The 16,607-nt window shown below is 40.7% G+C and carries 17 protein-coding genes; 10 read left to right on the top strand and 7 right to left on the bottom strand.

The annotated features are described in order from the left end of the window. Window positions 1-7 precede the first annotated feature (7 nt). From BM380_RS04925 to BM380_RS04915, 3 genes are all read left to right on the top strand, one after another. The gene (locus BM380_RS04925) at window positions 8-1,360 is read left to right on the top strand and encodes a DNA-3-methyladenine glycosylase 2 family protein (RefSeq protein WP_090493283.1); all 1,353 of its coding nucleotides are present in this window, start codon (window positions 8-10) and stop codon (window positions 1,358-1,360) included. Beyond that, entirely contained in the window at window positions 1,357-1,824 is a 468-nt protein-coding gene (locus BM380_RS04920) for a methylated-DNA--[protein]-cysteine S-methyltransferase (protein WP_090493281.1), read from the top strand. Before BM380_RS04925 ends, BM380_RS04920 begins: the two co-directional genes overlap by 4 nt. 80 nt (window positions 1,825-1,904) lie before the next feature. Further along, complete coding sequence (locus BM380_RS04915) at window positions 1,905-2,489, top strand: thymidine kinase (RefSeq protein WP_090493279.1); 585 nt, start codon at window positions 1,905-1,907, stop codon at window positions 2,487-2,489. Here the strand turns inward: BM380_RS04915 and ltaE are convergent. Together ltaE and rlmF are read right to left on the bottom strand one after the other, a co-directional pair. Continuing rightward, window positions 2,472-3,476, bottom strand: coding sequence for a low-specificity L-threonine aldolase (gene ltaE / locus BM380_RS04910; protein WP_090493277.1), 1,005 nt, complete (start codon window positions 3,474-3,476; stop codon window positions 2,472-2,474). The genes BM380_RS04915 and ltaE overlap by 18 nt on opposite strands. A gap of 19 nt (window positions 3,477-3,495) precedes the next feature. After that, window positions 3,496-4,428, bottom strand: a complete 933-nt coding sequence (rlmF, locus tag BM380_RS04905; RefSeq protein ID WP_090493275.1) for a 23S rRNA (adenine(1618)-N(6))-methyltransferase RlmF — start codon at window positions 4,426-4,428, stop codon at window positions 3,496-3,498. A 129-nt stretch (window positions 4,429-4,557) separates the two neighbouring features. Here rlmF and BM380_RS04900 point away from each other — a divergent pair, with 129 nt between their 5' ends. Continuing rightward, window positions 4,558-5,466 (top strand): alpha/beta fold hydrolase, encoded by a 909-nt coding sequence (locus BM380_RS04900; protein WP_090493272.1) that lies wholly within the window; start codon window positions 4,558-4,560, stop codon window positions 5,464-5,466. On the opposite strand, the gene BM380_RS04895 is transcribed toward BM380_RS04900, so the two are convergent. The 3 genes from BM380_RS04895 to BM380_RS04885 form a co-directional block, all read right to left on the bottom strand. After that, a complete protein-coding gene (locus tag BM380_RS04895; RefSeq protein ID WP_090493270.1) occupies window positions 5,435-6,877 on the bottom strand; it encodes a tetratricopeptide repeat-containing sulfotransferase family protein in 1,443 nt (480 codons plus the stop codon). The two genes, BM380_RS04900 and BM380_RS04895, sit on opposite strands and share 32 nt — an antisense overlap. A gap of 144 nt (window positions 6,878-7,021) precedes the next feature. Beyond that, window positions 7,022-9,592 carry a TonB-dependent receptor plug domain-containing protein gene (locus tag BM380_RS04890; RefSeq protein WP_064663843.1) on the bottom strand — a complete coding sequence of 857 codons (2,571 nt, stop codon included), beginning with the start codon at window positions 9,590-9,592 and terminating at the stop codon, window positions 7,022-7,024. A gap of 332 nt (window positions 9,593-9,924) precedes the next feature. Then, window positions 9,925-10,083, bottom strand: a complete 159-nt coding sequence (locus tag BM380_RS04885) for an oxidoreductase-like domain-containing protein (protein WP_076916046.1) — start codon at window positions 10,081-10,083, stop codon at window positions 9,925-9,927. 104 nt (window positions 10,084-10,187) lie between these two features. Between BM380_RS04885 and BM380_RS04880 the strand changes: the two genes are divergently transcribed. Then, the gene (locus BM380_RS04880; RefSeq protein ID WP_090493268.1) at window positions 10,188-10,610 is read left to right on the top strand and encodes a hypothetical protein; all 423 of its coding nucleotides are present in this window, start codon (window positions 10,188-10,190) and stop codon (window positions 10,608-10,610) included. 83 nt (window positions 10,611-10,693) lie between these two features. Next, window positions 10,694-12,055 carry a leucyl aminopeptidase family protein gene (locus BM380_RS04875; protein ID WP_076921673.1) on the top strand — a complete coding sequence of 454 codons (1,362 nt, stop codon included), beginning with the start codon at window positions 10,694-10,696 and terminating at the stop codon, window positions 12,053-12,055. Window positions 12,056-12,082: 27 nt separating this feature from the next. Here the strand turns inward: BM380_RS04875 and BM380_RS04870 are convergent, their stop codons facing one another. After that, window positions 12,083-12,469 (bottom strand): SMU1112c/YaeR family gloxylase I-like metalloprotein, encoded by a 387-nt coding sequence (locus BM380_RS04870; protein ID WP_090493267.1) that lies wholly within the window; start codon window positions 12,467-12,469, stop codon window positions 12,083-12,085. A gap of 82 nt (window positions 12,470-12,551) precedes the next feature. Beyond that, on the bottom strand, window positions 12,552-13,631 hold the full coding sequence (locus BM380_RS04865; protein ID WP_028834141.1) for a ketoacyl-ACP synthase III: 1,080 nt from the start codon (window positions 13,629-13,631) through the stop codon (window positions 12,552-12,554). A 379-nt stretch (window positions 13,632-14,010) separates the two neighbouring features. On the opposite strand from BM380_RS04865, the gene BM380_RS04860 reads away from it, so the two are divergent. From BM380_RS04860 to ppiC, 4 genes are all read left to right on the top strand, one after another. Further along, window positions 14,011-15,249 (top strand): sensor histidine kinase, encoded by a 1,239-nt coding sequence (locus tag BM380_RS04860; protein ID WP_064663846.1) that lies wholly within the window; start codon window positions 14,011-14,013, stop codon window positions 15,247-15,249. After that, the gene (locus BM380_RS04855) at window positions 15,246-15,770 is read left to right on the top strand and encodes a response regulator transcription factor (RefSeq protein WP_090493265.1); all 525 of its coding nucleotides are present in this window, start codon (window positions 15,246-15,248) and stop codon (window positions 15,768-15,770) included. Before BM380_RS04860 ends, BM380_RS04855 begins: the two co-directional genes overlap by 4 nt. Before the next feature lie 23 nt (window positions 15,771-15,793). Next, window positions 15,794-16,213, top strand: a complete 420-nt coding sequence (locus tag BM380_RS04850; protein ID WP_090493263.1) for a thiol-disulfide oxidoreductase DCC family protein — start codon at window positions 15,794-15,796, stop codon at window positions 16,211-16,213. 78 nt (window positions 16,214-16,291) lie between these two features. Then, the gene (gene ppiC / locus BM380_RS04845) at window positions 16,292-16,570 is read left to right on the top strand and encodes a peptidylprolyl isomerase PpiC (protein WP_008464312.1); all 279 of its coding nucleotides are present in this window, start codon (window positions 16,292-16,294) and stop codon (window positions 16,568-16,570) included. Window positions 16,571-16,607: the final 37 nt, after the last annotated feature.

Below are 16,607 nucleotides of genomic sequence, written 5' to 3'. Positions count from 1 at the left end.
GCAATTTATGGTTAATCAGCATTGGCAAAAAGCGCGTCAGAGCCGCGATGCGCGTTTTGATGGGCTTTTTTATGTAGCGGTAAAAACCACAGGTATTTATTGTCGGCCAATTTGCCCCGCGCCCACTGCGCATGAAAAAAATGTAACCTACTATCAGTTTGCGCACTCTGCTGCGCAAGCCGGGTTTAGGCCTTGTATTCGTTGCAGGCCCGATAGCGCACCAGGTAGTGCTGCTTGGCTGGGATCACAAACCACTGCATTGCGTGCTAAGCAGTTAATTGATCAATATCACGAGTGCGATTGTGAAGTTCTTGCTGCGCGTTTAGGAATAAGCAGCCGCTATTTAAGGCGGCTTTTTTCTCAATATTTTGGTCTTTCAGTAACTCAATATCGGTTATTTAACCAATGCCATTTTGCAAAAAAATTGATTCAAGAAACTAGCTTACCGCTTACCGAGATAGCGTTTGCCTCAGGCTTTAAAAGTGTACGACGATTCAATGATGCTTTTTTAAAACAACTTAATATCGCGCCCTCAGCGCTCAGAACCGCCAAGCACTCAACTGATCTTGGGCTCACCTTAATTTTGCCTTTTCGTCCGCCGTATAACTGGCAAGCATTGCATGGGTTTTTAGCAAAACGACTTATAGAGCCAATAGAGTGGTTAACGCCAACCAGTTATGGGCGTACTTTTACTTATAAATCGTGTAGAGGGCGCTTTGATGCTGAGTTTGTTGCAGATAAACATCATTTTCGGGTGCAAATTGATATAGATAATACGCAATATTTACAGCCAGTTATTAACAACATTCGCCGTGTACTTGATTTAGATGCAGATACTTATTTAATTGAGGCGCATTTAAGCGAACACATTAATAATGCATTTCCACTTACTAAAGGCTTAAGGTTACCGGGTATTTGGTCAACCTTTGAAGCGGGTATTCGCGCTGTGTTAGGTCAGCAGGTGAGTGTAACTGCGGCGCATAATTTAGTGACTCAATTAGTGCAACAGCTTTCGGAGCAACAAGAGGGAAAGGTGTACTTTCCAACACCTGAAGTAGTGGCAGGTAGTGATTTTGCTTTTTTTAAAATGCCGCAGGCACGTAAAAATGCACTGCATAATCTCGCTGAATTTTGTGCTATTCACCCCAAGGAGGATGATTTAGACCAATGGCTTACTTTAAAAGGAATTGGCCCTTGGACGGTTAATTACGCAAAACTGCGCGGTCAAAGCCAACCCGATATTTTACTTGATGGCGATTTAGGGGTTAAAAAAGCCCAAGCGGCAGCAAGCTCGTTTGAATCTGCGAACTGTGCACCATTTCGATCTTACTTAACTTTTCAACTTTGGCAGCAATTATGATAGTGCAAACCAGTTTACCCAGTCCGATTGACGATATTATTATTCAGGCAACTGAAAACGGTATTAGTTATGTGGGGTTTTATCCACCGACCAGTTATATCAGTACGCCTTTAAATAAGGTGACTAATTCACATGTTTTATCTTGTGTGGCGCAGCTTAATGAGTACTTTGCTCATACGCGTACTGAGTTTGATTTAGAGCTTGATACTAGCGGCACGCCATTTCAGCAAAGCGTATGGCAGGCACTGTGTAGCGTACCCTTTGGAAAAGTGGCGACTTATAAAGATATTGCCGAGCAGTTAAACAACCCTAAAGCTGTGAGAGCGGTAGGGGCTGCAAATGGTAAAAACCCAATCAGTATTATTGTGCCGTGTCATCGTATTATTGGCGCAAATAAAAAACTAACTGGTTATGCAGGTGGTTTAGAGCGCAAGCAATGGTTACTAGAGCATGAAGCAAAATAAATAGCTAAATAACGTATCCAAATTTGTATTCTGAGCACTTTAAGGTAGCATAAGCGCACTTTTTATTTGAAGGCACGACAATGGCGCAATTATACTTTTACTATTCTGCAATGAATGCAGGTAAATCAACCACTTTACTACAATCTGCATTCAATTATAAAGAGCGTGGTATGGAGCCGGTGATCCTCACGGCGGCTATCGATGATAGAGCCGGAGTAGGTAAAGTATCCTCACGTATTGGCTTGCAAGCAGATGCGCATATTTATGATGCAGATATAGATGTATTTGCGCTTATTCAATCTCTTAATGCAGATAAAAAACGCCATTGTGTGCTGGTAGATGAATGTCAGTTTTTATCAAAAGACCAAGTTATGCAGTTAACTGATGTGGTTGATGAGTTAGGAATACCCGTATTGTGTTACGGCTTAAGAAACGACTTTAGAGGTGAGTTATTTAGCGGCTCGCAATATTTACTTGCTTGGGCTGATAAGTTAATAGAACTTAAAACGGTGTGTCATTGTGGGCGTAAAGCAAATCACGTATTACGTACCGATGAAAATGGCGAGGCTATTGCCGATGGCAACCAAGTAGAAATTGGCGGCAACGACCGTTATGAATCGGTGTGCCGCAAACATTATAAAGCCGCGTTAAATATGGGCCGTTAAGGCTTTAATAAAGGTATCTATATCCGCTTTAGTAATACCTAAATGGGTTACTAGCCTAAGTTGCTTACTTGGGCTAAACACAATGTCCTGTGCTTTTAAATCGGCTGCTAGTTTTGTGATGTTTATGTTGTTATCAAACGTAGCGTAAACCATGTTTGTGGTATTACTCATGTTTACGTTAAAACCTGCCACGTTATTTAACTGCTTTGCTAAATAACGTGCATTAGCGTGGTCATCGACTAAACGTTGAGTGTTATTTTCTAAAGCATATTGCCCCGCAGCAGCTAATATACCCGCTTGGCGCATACCGCCGCCAAGCACTTTACGCCAGCGTCTTGCTTTAGCGATTAACTGCTCAGAACCTAATAATAATGAGCCAACTGGCGCACCTAAGCCTTTCGATAAACAAATAGAGACTGAATCAAAATGTTTGGTGATATCACTAATATCAAGGTTAAGCTCGGCTGCGGCATTAAATGCTCGCGCGCCATCTAAATGCAGTGCTAAGTTATGTTGATCAACAAATTCACGTGCTTTAATTAAATAATCAATACCCAGTACTTTACCACCTATGGTGTTTTCAAGGCTTAACAGGCGGGTTTTTGCAAAGTGGCTATCATCGGGTTTTATTGCAGCAGCAATTTTAGTAAAACACAAGCTACCATCGGCTTCATTTTCAATAGGCTGTGGTTGAATAGAGCCTAAAACGGCAGCGCCACCGCCTTCAAACTTGTAGTTATGAGCACTTTGCCCGCAAATATACTCGTCGCCGCGTTCACAATGGGCCATTAATGCAAGCAGATTTGTTTGTGTGCCTGAGCTACAAAAAAGTGCATCTTGCACATTAAAACGTAATCGAGCATAAGCTTCTAATTGGTTTACACTTTCATCATCGCCATAAACGTCGTCGCCGACGGGGGCATGATACATAATATCCCGCATTTTGCTGCACGGTTTTGTTACTGTATCTGAGCGAAAATCTATCATGGGGTGTCCTTAAGTGGCTTTATACTAATTCTTCACAAATTTGTTCTCGGGTGGCTTTATCAAAATAGCTCCATGCAATAAAGCGACTGACTTTTTGCCCTTGTGCCATTTCAACGATTTTATAGTCGCAAATAGGGAGCTGTTTTAGCTGTGTTTGTAAAGCAGCAAGGGTCTCTTTTTTAGAAACCAACGAGGTGAACCAGATCACTTGCTCACTGAACTGAGCGCTTTCTTTGATCATGTTAGAAATAAAGGCCAGTTCGCCGCCTTCACACCATAACTCATTACTTTGGCCACCAAAGTTGAGGGCGTTACTGGGGGCTTTACCTAAGTTTTTCCATTTACGCTCACTGCCTTTATTGGCTTCTTCTGCGCTGGCATGAAATGGCGGGTTGCACATCGTTAAATGATATAAATCTTTCGCATTAACCACCCCTTTAAAAATATGCTCGGGATTTTTTTGTTGTTTAAGCGTTATCTTTAAATCATTAAACTGAGCGAGCTGCTTGGCTATTTTTATTGCTGCTAAATCGATGTCGCTGCCAGTAAAGTGCCATTGGTATTCGCTATTGCCCGTTAGCGGGTAAACTAAGTTAGCGCCAGTGCCTATATCAAGCACTTTAATTTGTCGGCCAGTGGGAATAACTTGCTGATTATCTTCGCTGAGTAAGTCAGCTAAGTAATGAATATAGTCAACTCTACCTGGAATAGGTGGGCATAAGTTGTGCTCAGGAATGTCCCAAAAGTTAATATTGTAATGACTTTTTAATAGCGCCTGATTCAAGGTTTTTACAGCTAAGTTATTACTAAAATCAATACTTTGATTGCCTGCTGGCGTCGTAATTAAAAAAGCAGTTAACGAAGGGGTTTGCGAGGTAAGCAAATTAAAATCGTAACCATTTTTGTGTTGATTGCGCGGATGTAATTTAGAACGAGCTGATTTTGCTTTCATGAGGCTTTTTTAACAACAGGAATAAAAGCCAATAGTAACAAATACAGACAAAAAAAGTGCATAATTTTCCCTTTGGCTTACCAGGCATTACTGGTAGGATGAGTTGTTAGCAATTATAAGGAATTCGCTTTGGCAGTTACTCAAGAGTCTGTTTTTATTAAATTAGATGACCATCAAACACTGCATTTACGCCGTATCGCCAATCAGAAGCCAAGTGGTCCTGTGGTGTTATTAATTCATGGTGCGGTAGAAAATGGCAAAATATTTTACACTCATAGCAATAAAGGGTTAGCGCCTTTTTTAGCTGAACACGGATATTGTTGTTACGTAGCTGATTTACGCGGGCGTGGTGAAAGTAAACCTGCTATTTGTAAGCAAGCACGGTATGGACAAACTGAGGCGATTGTTGAAGATATTCCGGCATTTATTGAAAAAATTGAACAGTTAGAGAGTAAAAAACCTGACTTTTTAGTTGCTCATTCTTGGGGTGGGGTGTTGCTTAATAGCGTGTTTGCTCGCTTCCCTGAGCTGATTAACGATATAAAAGCGTGTGCCTATTTTGGTTCAAAGCGTTCGCTATTTAATAACCACCCTAAAAAGTTATTTCAGGCCAATTTGATTTGGTATTTTATGGCGCCAATATTAGCGAAAAAACACGGTTATTTACCAGCAAAACGCTTAAAGTGGGGCAGTGATGATGAAACTCAAAAGTCCCATTATCAAAGTATGCAGTGGGCTAAGAAAAATCCGTGGATAGACAGTGATGATGGCTTTGATTACGCTAAAACATTAGCAAATCTCACGCTTCCTCCAACGTTACATATTGCGGCAGTAAAAGATAAAGCATTGGCACAGCCTATCGATATTCAAAAGTTTATTGATGAGTCAGGTACTGGGGTGCAAAAAATGCAAATATATGGCCGCCGCTTTGGGCACAAAGTAGATTACGACCATATTAATATGCTTACTCACCCACAGGCACGCCAAGAACAATTTATAGATGTACTTAATTGGTTTGAGGCAACGAGAGCAAACTAAGTAAAGGGGCTTCATAACGCTGCCATTTATCAAGGCTTTTGTTATTTACAGGCTGCCTAATCGCATGTTTACTGAGCGTTGTAACGGCGCTTTTATTTTTGTAAAAGTCTAAACAAGTCTGTTCAAATTCACAGCCAGTAAAACTCAATAGTGCGGTTAATTGATCTTTAGGGTTTTCAATTAACTGCTCATAACTTAAATTATAAATAGCTAAGCGGTTAAATTGCTGCCAATGGCTCATCAGTTTTTCATAAAGCTGATGGTACAAAGTAAATTCATTCAAATCACAAAAATAGGGTTCGTTTTCAGCAAAGTAATTAGTAAACACTGAAAATGCGGTTGCGTTAAAGTTGCGGGTCAGGTTAATAAACTTAGCGTCTGGGAATAGAATATAAATTAACCCTAAGTTTTGGTAATTGCTAGGCAGTTTATTGATCACAAATGCGCAATTGCTCCCAGAAGAACTTAAGGTATCTAAATATATAGTTCTGGCTTGGTTAATTAAAGGCGTTGTTAGCTTAGTTAAGCATTGAGGGTAGCGTAACCCTGTTTTATGTTCTAAAAAAGCGACTACCTTATTACTAATACTGGTGTCTTCTCCAAGCGTTGCCCATTGGCTGTGTCCTGCTAACATCTGCTCCAGTAAGGTTGAGCCGCTTCGTGGCATACCAATAATAAACACGGGCGTAACAGGATACTGCTTATTTAGGTTTGCTAAATTGAGCACACTTTCATTGTTATATTCAATAAGTTGATCATAAAACCCAATTAAATCTTCAGTATTAAATTCACTGAGTTTGTGTTGTTGCTGATTGGCAATCACAAAATAGTTAAACGCTTGATCAGTATCGTCTAACTTGTCGTAACTTTTAGCTAAAGCATAGTAGCAGACCATTTTTAAGCGTAGGTTATTTGTTTGCGTTAAAAAGTGGTGTAACTGATCGATGTAATTATTTGCTTTATTAAAGCGCCTTAATTGTACCAATTCAAATAAAACATAAGCCGTAACTGGTGCTATTCCAAGCTTTAATGCTTCCTCAAACGTGGCATGCGCTTTATCAAGCTCGCCAAAGGTTAAATAGTGCTGGGCTAAATAATAAAGAGTGTCTGGGTTGTCTGCGGCAATACTTGTTGCGTATTCGAGTACTTTTTGCGCATCTTCAGGAGAGTTGACCGCATTAAATGCATCACTTAGTGCATACAAAGGTTCTAATGCATAAGGGAGATGCTGACACGCTCGTTGTAGTATATAAACAGCGGCATCAAATTGTTCTAAACGCAGTGCTACTTTACCTAAGCCAAACAGGGCGTCACCATTATCAGGCTCTGCTTGTAATAGCATTTTGTAATGAAACTCAGCTTCTCTGAGCTTGTTTTGTGATAATAACTGGTCCGCTTTTTTTAGTAGCATAATACAACTAATATTCTTTTTAATTACTATAACCCCAAAGTCACAAAAAATGCGAGTGTAAAAGTCATTTTAAATGGGTTTATAAAGGGCAATAAAAAGGCGAAATGCATTACACATTTCGCCTTTGATTATCATTAACACATGTTAGAAAGTATAGGTTGCTTTAGCGTAGTAAAAGCCACCATTAATTCCGTATGGAGATGTTTCGTAGTACTTACCACCCCAGTTGTTATTTGGTGCCACTGTGAAATCAAGTTTCTCTGCTTCTTGATCCAGTAAGTTTTGTGCACCTAATGAGAAGCTAATTGAGTCATTCATGAAGTAAGTGACTTCAACATCTAACGTCACAGCTGCGTCAGCCATTTTAGCTGTTTCATCATAATCTACATGAACGCCTTGGTACTCACCAAAGTAGTTAAGGCGAGAAAATGCTGAAAAGCTTTCCCATTGTTGTGCCCAGCTCAGTGTTGCACGGTGATTAGGTAAGTCATTTTCAAGACGGCTTACTTTAAATGCACCAGTTATATCACTTGAGCGTGTTACTTCTGTTTCATTCCAGTTGTACGCTAAGCTAAATGTAGAGCTACCACTGAACAATTCAGCTGAGTAGTTAGCAACTAAATCAACACCTTGTGTAGTAGTGTCAAAGTCATTAGTAAAGAAACTAACTTGCGCAAGGTTTTGTACGTTAGGTACGCCCGCAGCTTCAAGCGTGTCTTTATCTGCTTGGCTAAGTTCAATTTTATCTGATTGGCTAATACGGTCATCTACTTGGATGTTGTAGTAATCAACTGTTAAGAATAAATCGCCAATAGTATACACCGCACCAAAGGTGTAGCTTTGTGATTCTTCAGGCTCAAGTTCAGTACCACCTAGTTGAATAGCAATTGGGTTTGTAGGTGGTAACAATGCCGAATCTACTAGTACACCACTGCTTAAGTTAGTTTGTACGTTACTAACATTCGCTTGGCCAACGGTAGGCGCACGGAAACCGGTGCTGATAGAGCCACGAATATTTAGATCTTCAGTCAGGTGATATTGACCCATTAACTTATAGTTAGTGGTTGAACCAAAGGTATCGTAATCTTCGTAGCGAAGCGCTAAGCCCATTAAGAACTCTTCAGTAAATGGCGCTTCAATATCAATGTAAGCTGCATAGTTACGACGGTCATATTCGCCTGCATCTGATGGTTTAAATCCAGGGAAACCGTTAGAACCTATACCAAAACCTTGATCAGTTAATGGACCTGCAATAAACGAAGCCTCATCACCTGCCACTACGGTAAAGGTTTCTTCATGCCATTCTAAACCACCGGCAATGTTTACATCGTAAGCTAAATCAAAGTCAAACCCTTTTGAAATATCAAAATTAAAGTTTTTCTCTAATTGTTCATATTTACCTGGGCTAAAATCACGCGGGCTATCTGGACCCAGTGAAGCATTGATTGTGTCGTATATAAAGTAGCGAGATTCGTTATACCCTACCGTACCACTTAGATCATAATAAGCGCCTTCTAAAAAGCCGCCAGTAAACTCACCTTTAGTACCGATAGTAAGTGACGTATCTGTAATATTACCACCAAAGTTTGGTGTAAAACCGCCCGGAAGCATTTCGTTAAATGCGAAACAATCAGGGTTATTTGCTACACCATTAATGTAGTCAGGGTTATCAAGAACGTTGTCATCAATCATAATGGTTGGACAGTTACCGCTCATATCACCGGTTAAATCACCAACAAGCAGTGTTTCGCCACCATCATTTGAGTATGCACCAGGGCGAGTATGTGGGTTACGGTAATAAAAACCACCGCGTACATCACGCTCTGAGTAGTTACCAAACATGTAAAATTGTGAGTCGTTAGTAAGTTCTAAACCAACATTACCAAAGATAGAGATGTCGTCATCTACCTCAGGTGCACCCCATACTTGGGTGATCGGGGCAATGTTTGGTACGCCAGCGGCATCAAGTGCGGTAGCATCAGCTCTTTGTACTGAGCGGCTGGTTGCGTCGGCTGTTTTGTACTGAAAGCTTAAATTAGCAAAACCGCTATCGGTAAATGGTAAGCCCACATTACCTGAAATTTGAGTTGTATCACCGTCGCCCTCATAATATTCGCCTTTGCGAACTTCGAAAGATCCGCCTTCAGAGGCATCTTTAAGTTGGAAGTTTAAAACCCCAGCAATCGCATCAGAACCATATTGTGCAGCGGCACCATCACGAAGTACTTCTACTTGTTTCAGTGCAATACTTGGAATTACTGAAATATCAGCACCTTGCGCACCATCGTTAATACCACCACCTAAAAAGGCGATAACTGAAGCACGGTGACGACGTTTACCGTTAAGTAAAATTAGTGTGCTATCTGAAGGTAGTCCGCGTAAGTTTGCAGGGCGCACTAATGAAGCAGCATCACTGATTGGCATTGAGTGTACGTTTAAAGAAGGAATAGCCCCTTTTAATAGCTCTAGCATATCAGTGTTACCTGATTTACTTAGCTCTTCACCACCAATAATATCGATAGGTACAGGAGAGTCACCAATAGAACGAGGCGCAGAGCGCGTACCTACTACGGCAATTTTTTCTACATTTTTGTTAACTTTAACTTCGGTTTGCTCTTCTTGAGCAATTGCTGAACCAGAAACAAATAAGCCTGCGGCTGTTGTTGCTAGAGCAAATTTGATGGCCTGTTGAAGCGCATTGCTTTTTAATTTCATTCTAAATATCCCCAGTTAGAATTGATTTGTATAGTCTATTTAATGACTTTATTGTGGACGGTTCACATTCAATGGGGAGCAGATATTGCTAACTCACTCCTAAAAGCCTAATAAACTAAGCGCACCTCCTGTGAGTCCTCGAAATAGACTATAGATAAAAAAACTAAAGAGGGCAATGGGTAATTAACCACTATTTAACAAGTTGAAACAAATGATTTATCTAAAAATAACGCAGAGTTAATCATAAGTAGGGCAGGGAAAGGGGGTAAAAGCAGGCATTGATACATAGTTATTAATTAAATAAGCTATTTTAGCTACTTTCTATTATTGAATTAAACTGACCTGCTATTGATATTTTCACCATGATGTTTTTTCCACTGTGCAAGTTTTTCTTTGTACTCATCCCATACACATGGACAGCAACTACCGCCGCCGCAGCACTCATCAGATTTTGGCCTTTCGGGTTTAGTGTTGGGTATGTTTTTTTGCATGTTTTTAATTAAAACTGAGGAAAATGAACTTTAAGAATAAATGATTGAATAAAGCGTGTAAATTATTCTTTGTGAACTGAAAGCGCTGTGTGAGAATACAAGCTATGCGATTATATAAAGTTATCCATCGTGCACCCTGGCGGGTTGCTAAAATAAGTAAAAAGCGGCAGCAACTTCGTTTTCGTCGAGCTATGGTTGCGCTTAAAATTGCGCTTGCCCAAGAAAGGCAAGAAACCAAAGAAATGCTGCAAACCTACCGGCGTTACACGCAAGGGCAAACAAACAAGGCAGAACTAAAACGCGCTAATGAGCAGTTTGTTGATATATTAAAAGGACTAGGGTTAGGCATTTTTGCCTTATTGCCATTTGCTCCGTTAACTATCCCCTTGGTTGTAAAGTTGGGTCAATTAGTTGGTGTTGATGTACTACCTAGTTCGTTTAGTATGAACAAGCCGATTAAAGAAATTGATCAAGAAATTGCTCAACAAAACCAAAAACAAGACTCTACGCCGTCTGTAAAAAAGTAATGTACTGGTATTTAATTAGCTATACCTTTTAATAGTGCTTATTGTTATGCTAAGGCATCATTTTCTATTATGTGAGTCATTTAATGAGTGCTTTACTTCGTCATACCTCTTCAGGAATTCCTCTATCATTTATCGTTAAAAACGAACTAACCGATTGGCTTACGCAGCAACCGAGTTTTGTACAGCGCTGGCTAGCAAACACAGATTTTGAAAAATCAGGACTCGCACTAGTACCAAACCCAGAAACGGGTGAACTTAGTCAGGTATTTTGTGTAATGCAAAGCACTGATGATTTTTGGGCTGCTGGCGAGCTTGCCAGTAAATTACCTGCGGGTTGTTATCAAATTCAAGGTGATGAGTCTTTAGTTGCTCAACTTGCTTTAGGCTTTGTCTTGGGTGGTTATGAGTTTAGTGAATACAAACAAAAAGCCACAGCGAAAGCTCAGCTTGGTATTGCTGATAAAACATTATATGAACAAGTAAAACAACAAGCGGATGCCATTAATTTAGCACGCGATTTAGTTAATACCCCAGCTGCCGATATGATGCCGCAGCACTTATCGCAGGTAATGAGTGACCTAGCAGATACATTCGACGGTGAATTTTCGCAGTGGATAGGTGATGAGTTATTAGAGCAAAATTACCCAACTATTCATATGGTAGGGCGCGCGAGTGAAAATAAACCACGATTACTTGACTTGAAATGGGGGGCAGTCGATGCGCCACAAATTACGTTAGTCGGTAAAGGTGTCTGTTTTGATTCCGGTGGACTGGATTTAAAACCTAGTTCAGGCATGCGCAACATGAAAAAAGACATGGGTGGGGCCGCGCATGTTATTGCCCTGGCTCAGCTAATTATGGCCGCTAACTTACCAATACGCCTTCGTGTTTTAGTGCCTGCGGTTGAAAATGCTGTTTCGCGTAATGCATTTCGCCCTGGCGATGTAGTAAAAACCCGTAAAGGTATTATGGTCGAAATAGACAATACCGATGCAGAAGGGCGACTAGTGCTGTGTGATGCACTAAGCGAAGCACAAAACGATGATCCTGAATTAATCATAGATTTTGCTACATTAACCGGTGCGTGCCGCGTTGCTTTAGGTACAGAGCTACCAGGTTTTTTCTCAACGGATCGCGCTGTAGCAAATGCCATTATGGACTCGGGAATACAAGTTAACGACCCTGTTTGGCAATTGCCGTTATTCGAGCAATACAAACCATTTTTGAAAAGCGATGTGGCTGATATGGCTAACTGTGCAAGTACGCCATTTGGTGGCGCAATAACCGCTGCGCTCTATTTGAAAGAGTTTGTAGAGCCAAATACACCATGGGTTCACTTTGACGTAATGGCATGGAATTTACGTGCATTACCTGGGCGTCCAGCTGGTGGTGAGGCACTGGGTATTCGTGCAGTATTTACGTACCTACAAAATCGATTTAACTAAATTAAATATACCTTGAGTTATTTGATGTTAAAGCGCATATAACTCAAGGGGTAAACCATCTGGATCGGCAAAAAAGGTGAATTTTTTGCCGGTAGTTTCATCCACTCTTATTTCTTCTACGTCGATTCCATGCGACTCTAAATACGTTTTACTGTTTTCTACACTACTAACCTTAAATGCTAAATGTCTAAGTCCTTGTGCTTCGGGGTAGCTTGGTCTACTTGGCGCATCATTAAACGAAAATAATTCTAACTGACTACCATCAGGTAAAGCTAAATCGAGTTTGTAAGACTGACGCTGTGCACGATAATGCTCATTAATAATCGTGAGTTTTAATATTTCACTATAAAAATGTTTAGAGCGTGGGTAGTTGCTACAAATGATGGCTACATGATGAATGCCTAGTAGTTGCATATATTTTCCTTAAAAAGCAAAAAGCGCACTAAAAGCAGTGCGCTGTTTATCAATACATGTGCATGGTCATATATATTAGCTTTTAGCTAGGCTCTGCGTCTTTACACGCTTTTACAGCCGGTGCAACAAGCTCTAAACCCGTTTTATCACACGGTGGAAGCTCAGCATCACTAATAGCAATAGGCGTTACTCGCTCGCCCCATTTTATATAGCTTGCCGCCCAAGTAAGGCCAGCCCCAAATGCCGCCGACATAATGTTTGCATGCGGTTTAATTAAGCCTTGCTCAACGGCTTCACACAATGCAATTGCAATGGTGGCAGCAGAGGTGTTGCCATATTCACCAATATTGACCATTACTTTTTCGTCATCCACTTTTAAGCGATTTTGAATAGCTTGAATTATGCGTAGATTGGCTTGATGCGGAACTAGTACATCGATATCGTCTAACTTAAGATTGGCCTGTTCAAGCACGTCGTCACAGGCTTCACTCATGCCTTTAACGGCACGTTTAAATATTTCACGGCCTTCAAATAAAAGGTCTGATGGACCAATTGGCTCATATTTATTTAAATCACTGCCAAAATTAGTAATGTGTAAAATATCACGATCTTCGCTGTCACAACCGGTTTTAGTCCCTAATAAGCCTGCAGGTGTTTCTGCTGCTTCAAGCACAACGGCACCGGCACCATCACCAAATAATACTGCGCTGTCGCGTCGTGCCCAGTTTACATACCACGTCATGCGCTCAGCCGCGATAACGACAGCTTTTTTGATCATGCCAGCTTGAATTTGCGCTGTTGCAGCTTGTAAAGCATATAAGAAACCAGAACATGCAGCGTTAGTATCCATTGCTGCAGCGCCTGTGGCACCAATATTTTTTTGTACTAATGAGGCGGTGTTTGCAACTACTGTTGAGGGGGTGCACGTTGCTAAAATAACTAAATCGATATCTTTTGCATCTACGCCAGCACAAGCAATGGCATGTTTTGCAGCCACACTAGCAAGTTCAGCAGTACTTACATGGCTAACTCTTCGTGCCTTGATACCTGTGCGTGTGGTGATCCACTCATCGGTTGTATCTACAATTTCACTTATTTCGTCGTTGCTGATGCTTGCTGGTGGAATGCATTTACCCCAACCAGTGATATGTGCGTAAGGCATAGTGTGTTCTCTTAAAAGTGGTATGACGTGTTCGTCTAATGAGGACGTTATATCAAAAATTAGCTGTTAACACTAGTTTATAGCATGGTTTGCTTAGTAATTACTGCTATTTTACGGACTATTTGCTGCATTTTTGTTTAAAGGTAAGTGGCTTGTTTTTATTGTGTTAATTAAATGCTTTTAATGATTGTGCGTGTTTTACACGATAGCTCATAGGCTTTCTAAGCTTAATAGAATACGAATACTTTGTTGACCATATATGCTTGAGTGCGGCTGAGTGAGCAGCTAATATGAGGTGCATATTATGAAATCATTACTTAAAAAGCATTATTTATAATGGATAACAAAGCAATGTATATTCAGTCAGGTGAATCTTATTGTGTTAATTAAAACCGATCCTGCTATTAGCCGGTTATTAATGCTACGCAGTGGCGCCATTGCTGTGCAGCTTATTGCGGTGTTAAGCGTTTATTTTTTATTAGAGCATCAAATTGCGCTCATGCCGTTGCTAGCCGTTATTACGCTTGAGGCGGTTTTTCAGTTAGCAAGTATCTTTGCTTATAGAAATGTTAGCCAAGCAAAGCCTGTTGGCATGCTGATGCAACTGACCGCTGACGTACTTTTTTTAACTATTTTGTTGTCTTTAAGTGGCGGTGCAACTAACGCATTTGTGTCGTTATTATTGTTACCTATTATGATAGCGGCAATTACATTGAGCGCTCGTGGGCTTGCCTATATTGCTGTGCTGGCTATCGCTGCCTACAGCATGCTACTGATTAAAATGCCAGAGCATAGCATGCACCAAATGAACATGAGTGGCCACTTTATTGGTATGTGGGTTAATTTTGTTATCAGTGCCTGCGTGATTGCGTTGGTTATTGGTGCAATGAACCGTGCTTTACAACAACGTGAGCGCACTATTGCCAAAGTTAGAGAGAAACAGTTGCGTAGTGAACAACTGGTTACTCTCGATGGCGCAGCGGCGCAAATTACTCATCAATTAGCAACGCCTATTGCTAATTTACAATTATTGTTTGAAGAGCTTGTAGAAGAGTATCCCAACAATGAAATTATTCAGCAAATGCAAGCACCCTTGCTGCAATGCCGCACTCAGCTTAATGATTTTAGAAAGCTCTCTATGCAGCTACGAGATAAAAACACGCAAACACCTATAAAAGCAGAGCAGCTGCAAAATCAAATTCATGATACGTTGCTATTACAATACCCTAATCAACAAATAAACTGGCTTAATGAGGCGCCTAAAGCCACATTAAAAAGTGATGCCATGCTGCTACCTGCTATTTTAAACTTATTACAAAATGCAGCGCTTGCTAACGAAAAAAAAGGCCAAATGCAATTAGAGTTGAGTTGGCAACAGCCAGATGCGCAAAGTATTGCGTTAATTATTCGGGATTTTGGCGCTGGTTTTTTATCCTCAGAGTTAGCGGAGTTAGGAGGGCAGCTCATGCCCAGCGAGCAAGGCATGGGAATAGCGGTTATGCTATCAAATGTCACGTTTGAGCGTTTAAATGGTTCGTTAACTGTTTATAATCACCCCGATGGTGGGGCGGTGGCCAAGATACAAATGCCACTATTAATAACCGAGTCGGCGCTATGAAGCTGCTAATTATTGAAGATGACATTAACCTTGCTACCACTTTGGCAAGGCGCTTAACAAAACACAGCTTTAACTGTGAGGTTGCACATAACCAAACAGAGGCTTTACTTAGGGCTCGCCAGCAGCAACCTGATTGTATTTTATTAGATATGAAGTTAGCAGATGAAAATGGGCTGGCGCTTATTGCACCGCTGCGACACTTGTTACCCAAGGCGCATATTGTATTGCTTACTGGCTTTGCAAGTATAGCTACAGCCGTAGAGGCGATGCGCTTGGGCGCTAATGACTATTTAACTAAGCCTGTCGATATGGCAAGCTTACTAAAAGCGCTAAAAGTAGAGCTGGCAACGACAGTAACCGAAATTCCTGAAGAGGTTATGTCACCTGAGCGTTTGGAGTGGGAGCATATTCAACATGTATTGCACAGCAACAACGGTAATGTATCAATGACTGCAAGGCAGCTTAATATGCATAGACGCACTTTGCAGCGCAAGCTACAAAAAAAACCAGTGCAACAATAAGCCCTCGCTTGAGCAAGTAATTAATGACTCATACCGCCGCGCTAATAAAAAACCAAAAAATTATACTGTTCGACGCCCAGTGCAAGCTTTGTAGTGCGTGGTGTAATTTTATTATTGCTCACGATCCTCAGGCCATGTTTAAACTGTGCAGTGTACAATCGCCAAAAGGACAACAAATATTAATGCACTTTGGCTATTCGACAACTGATTTTGCCTCTATGGTTTACATTGAAAACGCTCAAGCATTTATACAAAGCCATGCATTTTTTGAGGTGATTAAACAGCTAGGCTATCCGTGGAAACTTAGTGGTATATTTAGTGTGTTGCCAAATCGTTTTAACAATTGGCTTTATGATAAAATTGCATCAAATCGATATACCTTATTTGGTAAATATCACTATTGCAGGATCCCTTCAAAGCAAGACCAAGCCCATTATTTATAAGTGCTTTAATAGATGCCTGAATGTATTGGCTGTGCTAAAATCGCGGCGTTTAAATTTAAGCATTAAAAAGGCACTTACATGGCAAATACGGCGCACGCACTGCATATTTTAGTAAAACATAAAGAGATTGCAGAAGACATCATCAAGCAATTAGGCAAAGGCGCAAAGTTTCAAACTTTAGCTAAAAAGTATTCGTCATGCCCATCGGGTAAAAAAGGCGGTGATTTAGGTGAGTTTAGACGAGGCCAAATGGTTCCACAGTTTGATAAGGTTGCCTTTAGTGGTGCAATTTTAGAACCGCATTTAGTAAAAACGAAATTTGGTTGGCATGTGATTAAGGTGCTTTATCGTACATAAACTAACGCAATTTTAAGTTGCCGCTATACTTATCATT

It is taken from the genome of Pseudoalteromonas sp. DSM 26666 (genome assembly GCF_900116475.1).
Taxonomy (GTDB): domain Bacteria; phylum Pseudomonadota; class Gammaproteobacteria; order Enterobacterales; family Alteromonadaceae; genus Pseudoalteromonas; species Pseudoalteromonas tetraodonis.
Note: the sequence above shows the minus strand (reverse complement) of the source record. Positions and strands in the feature narration are given on the sequence as shown.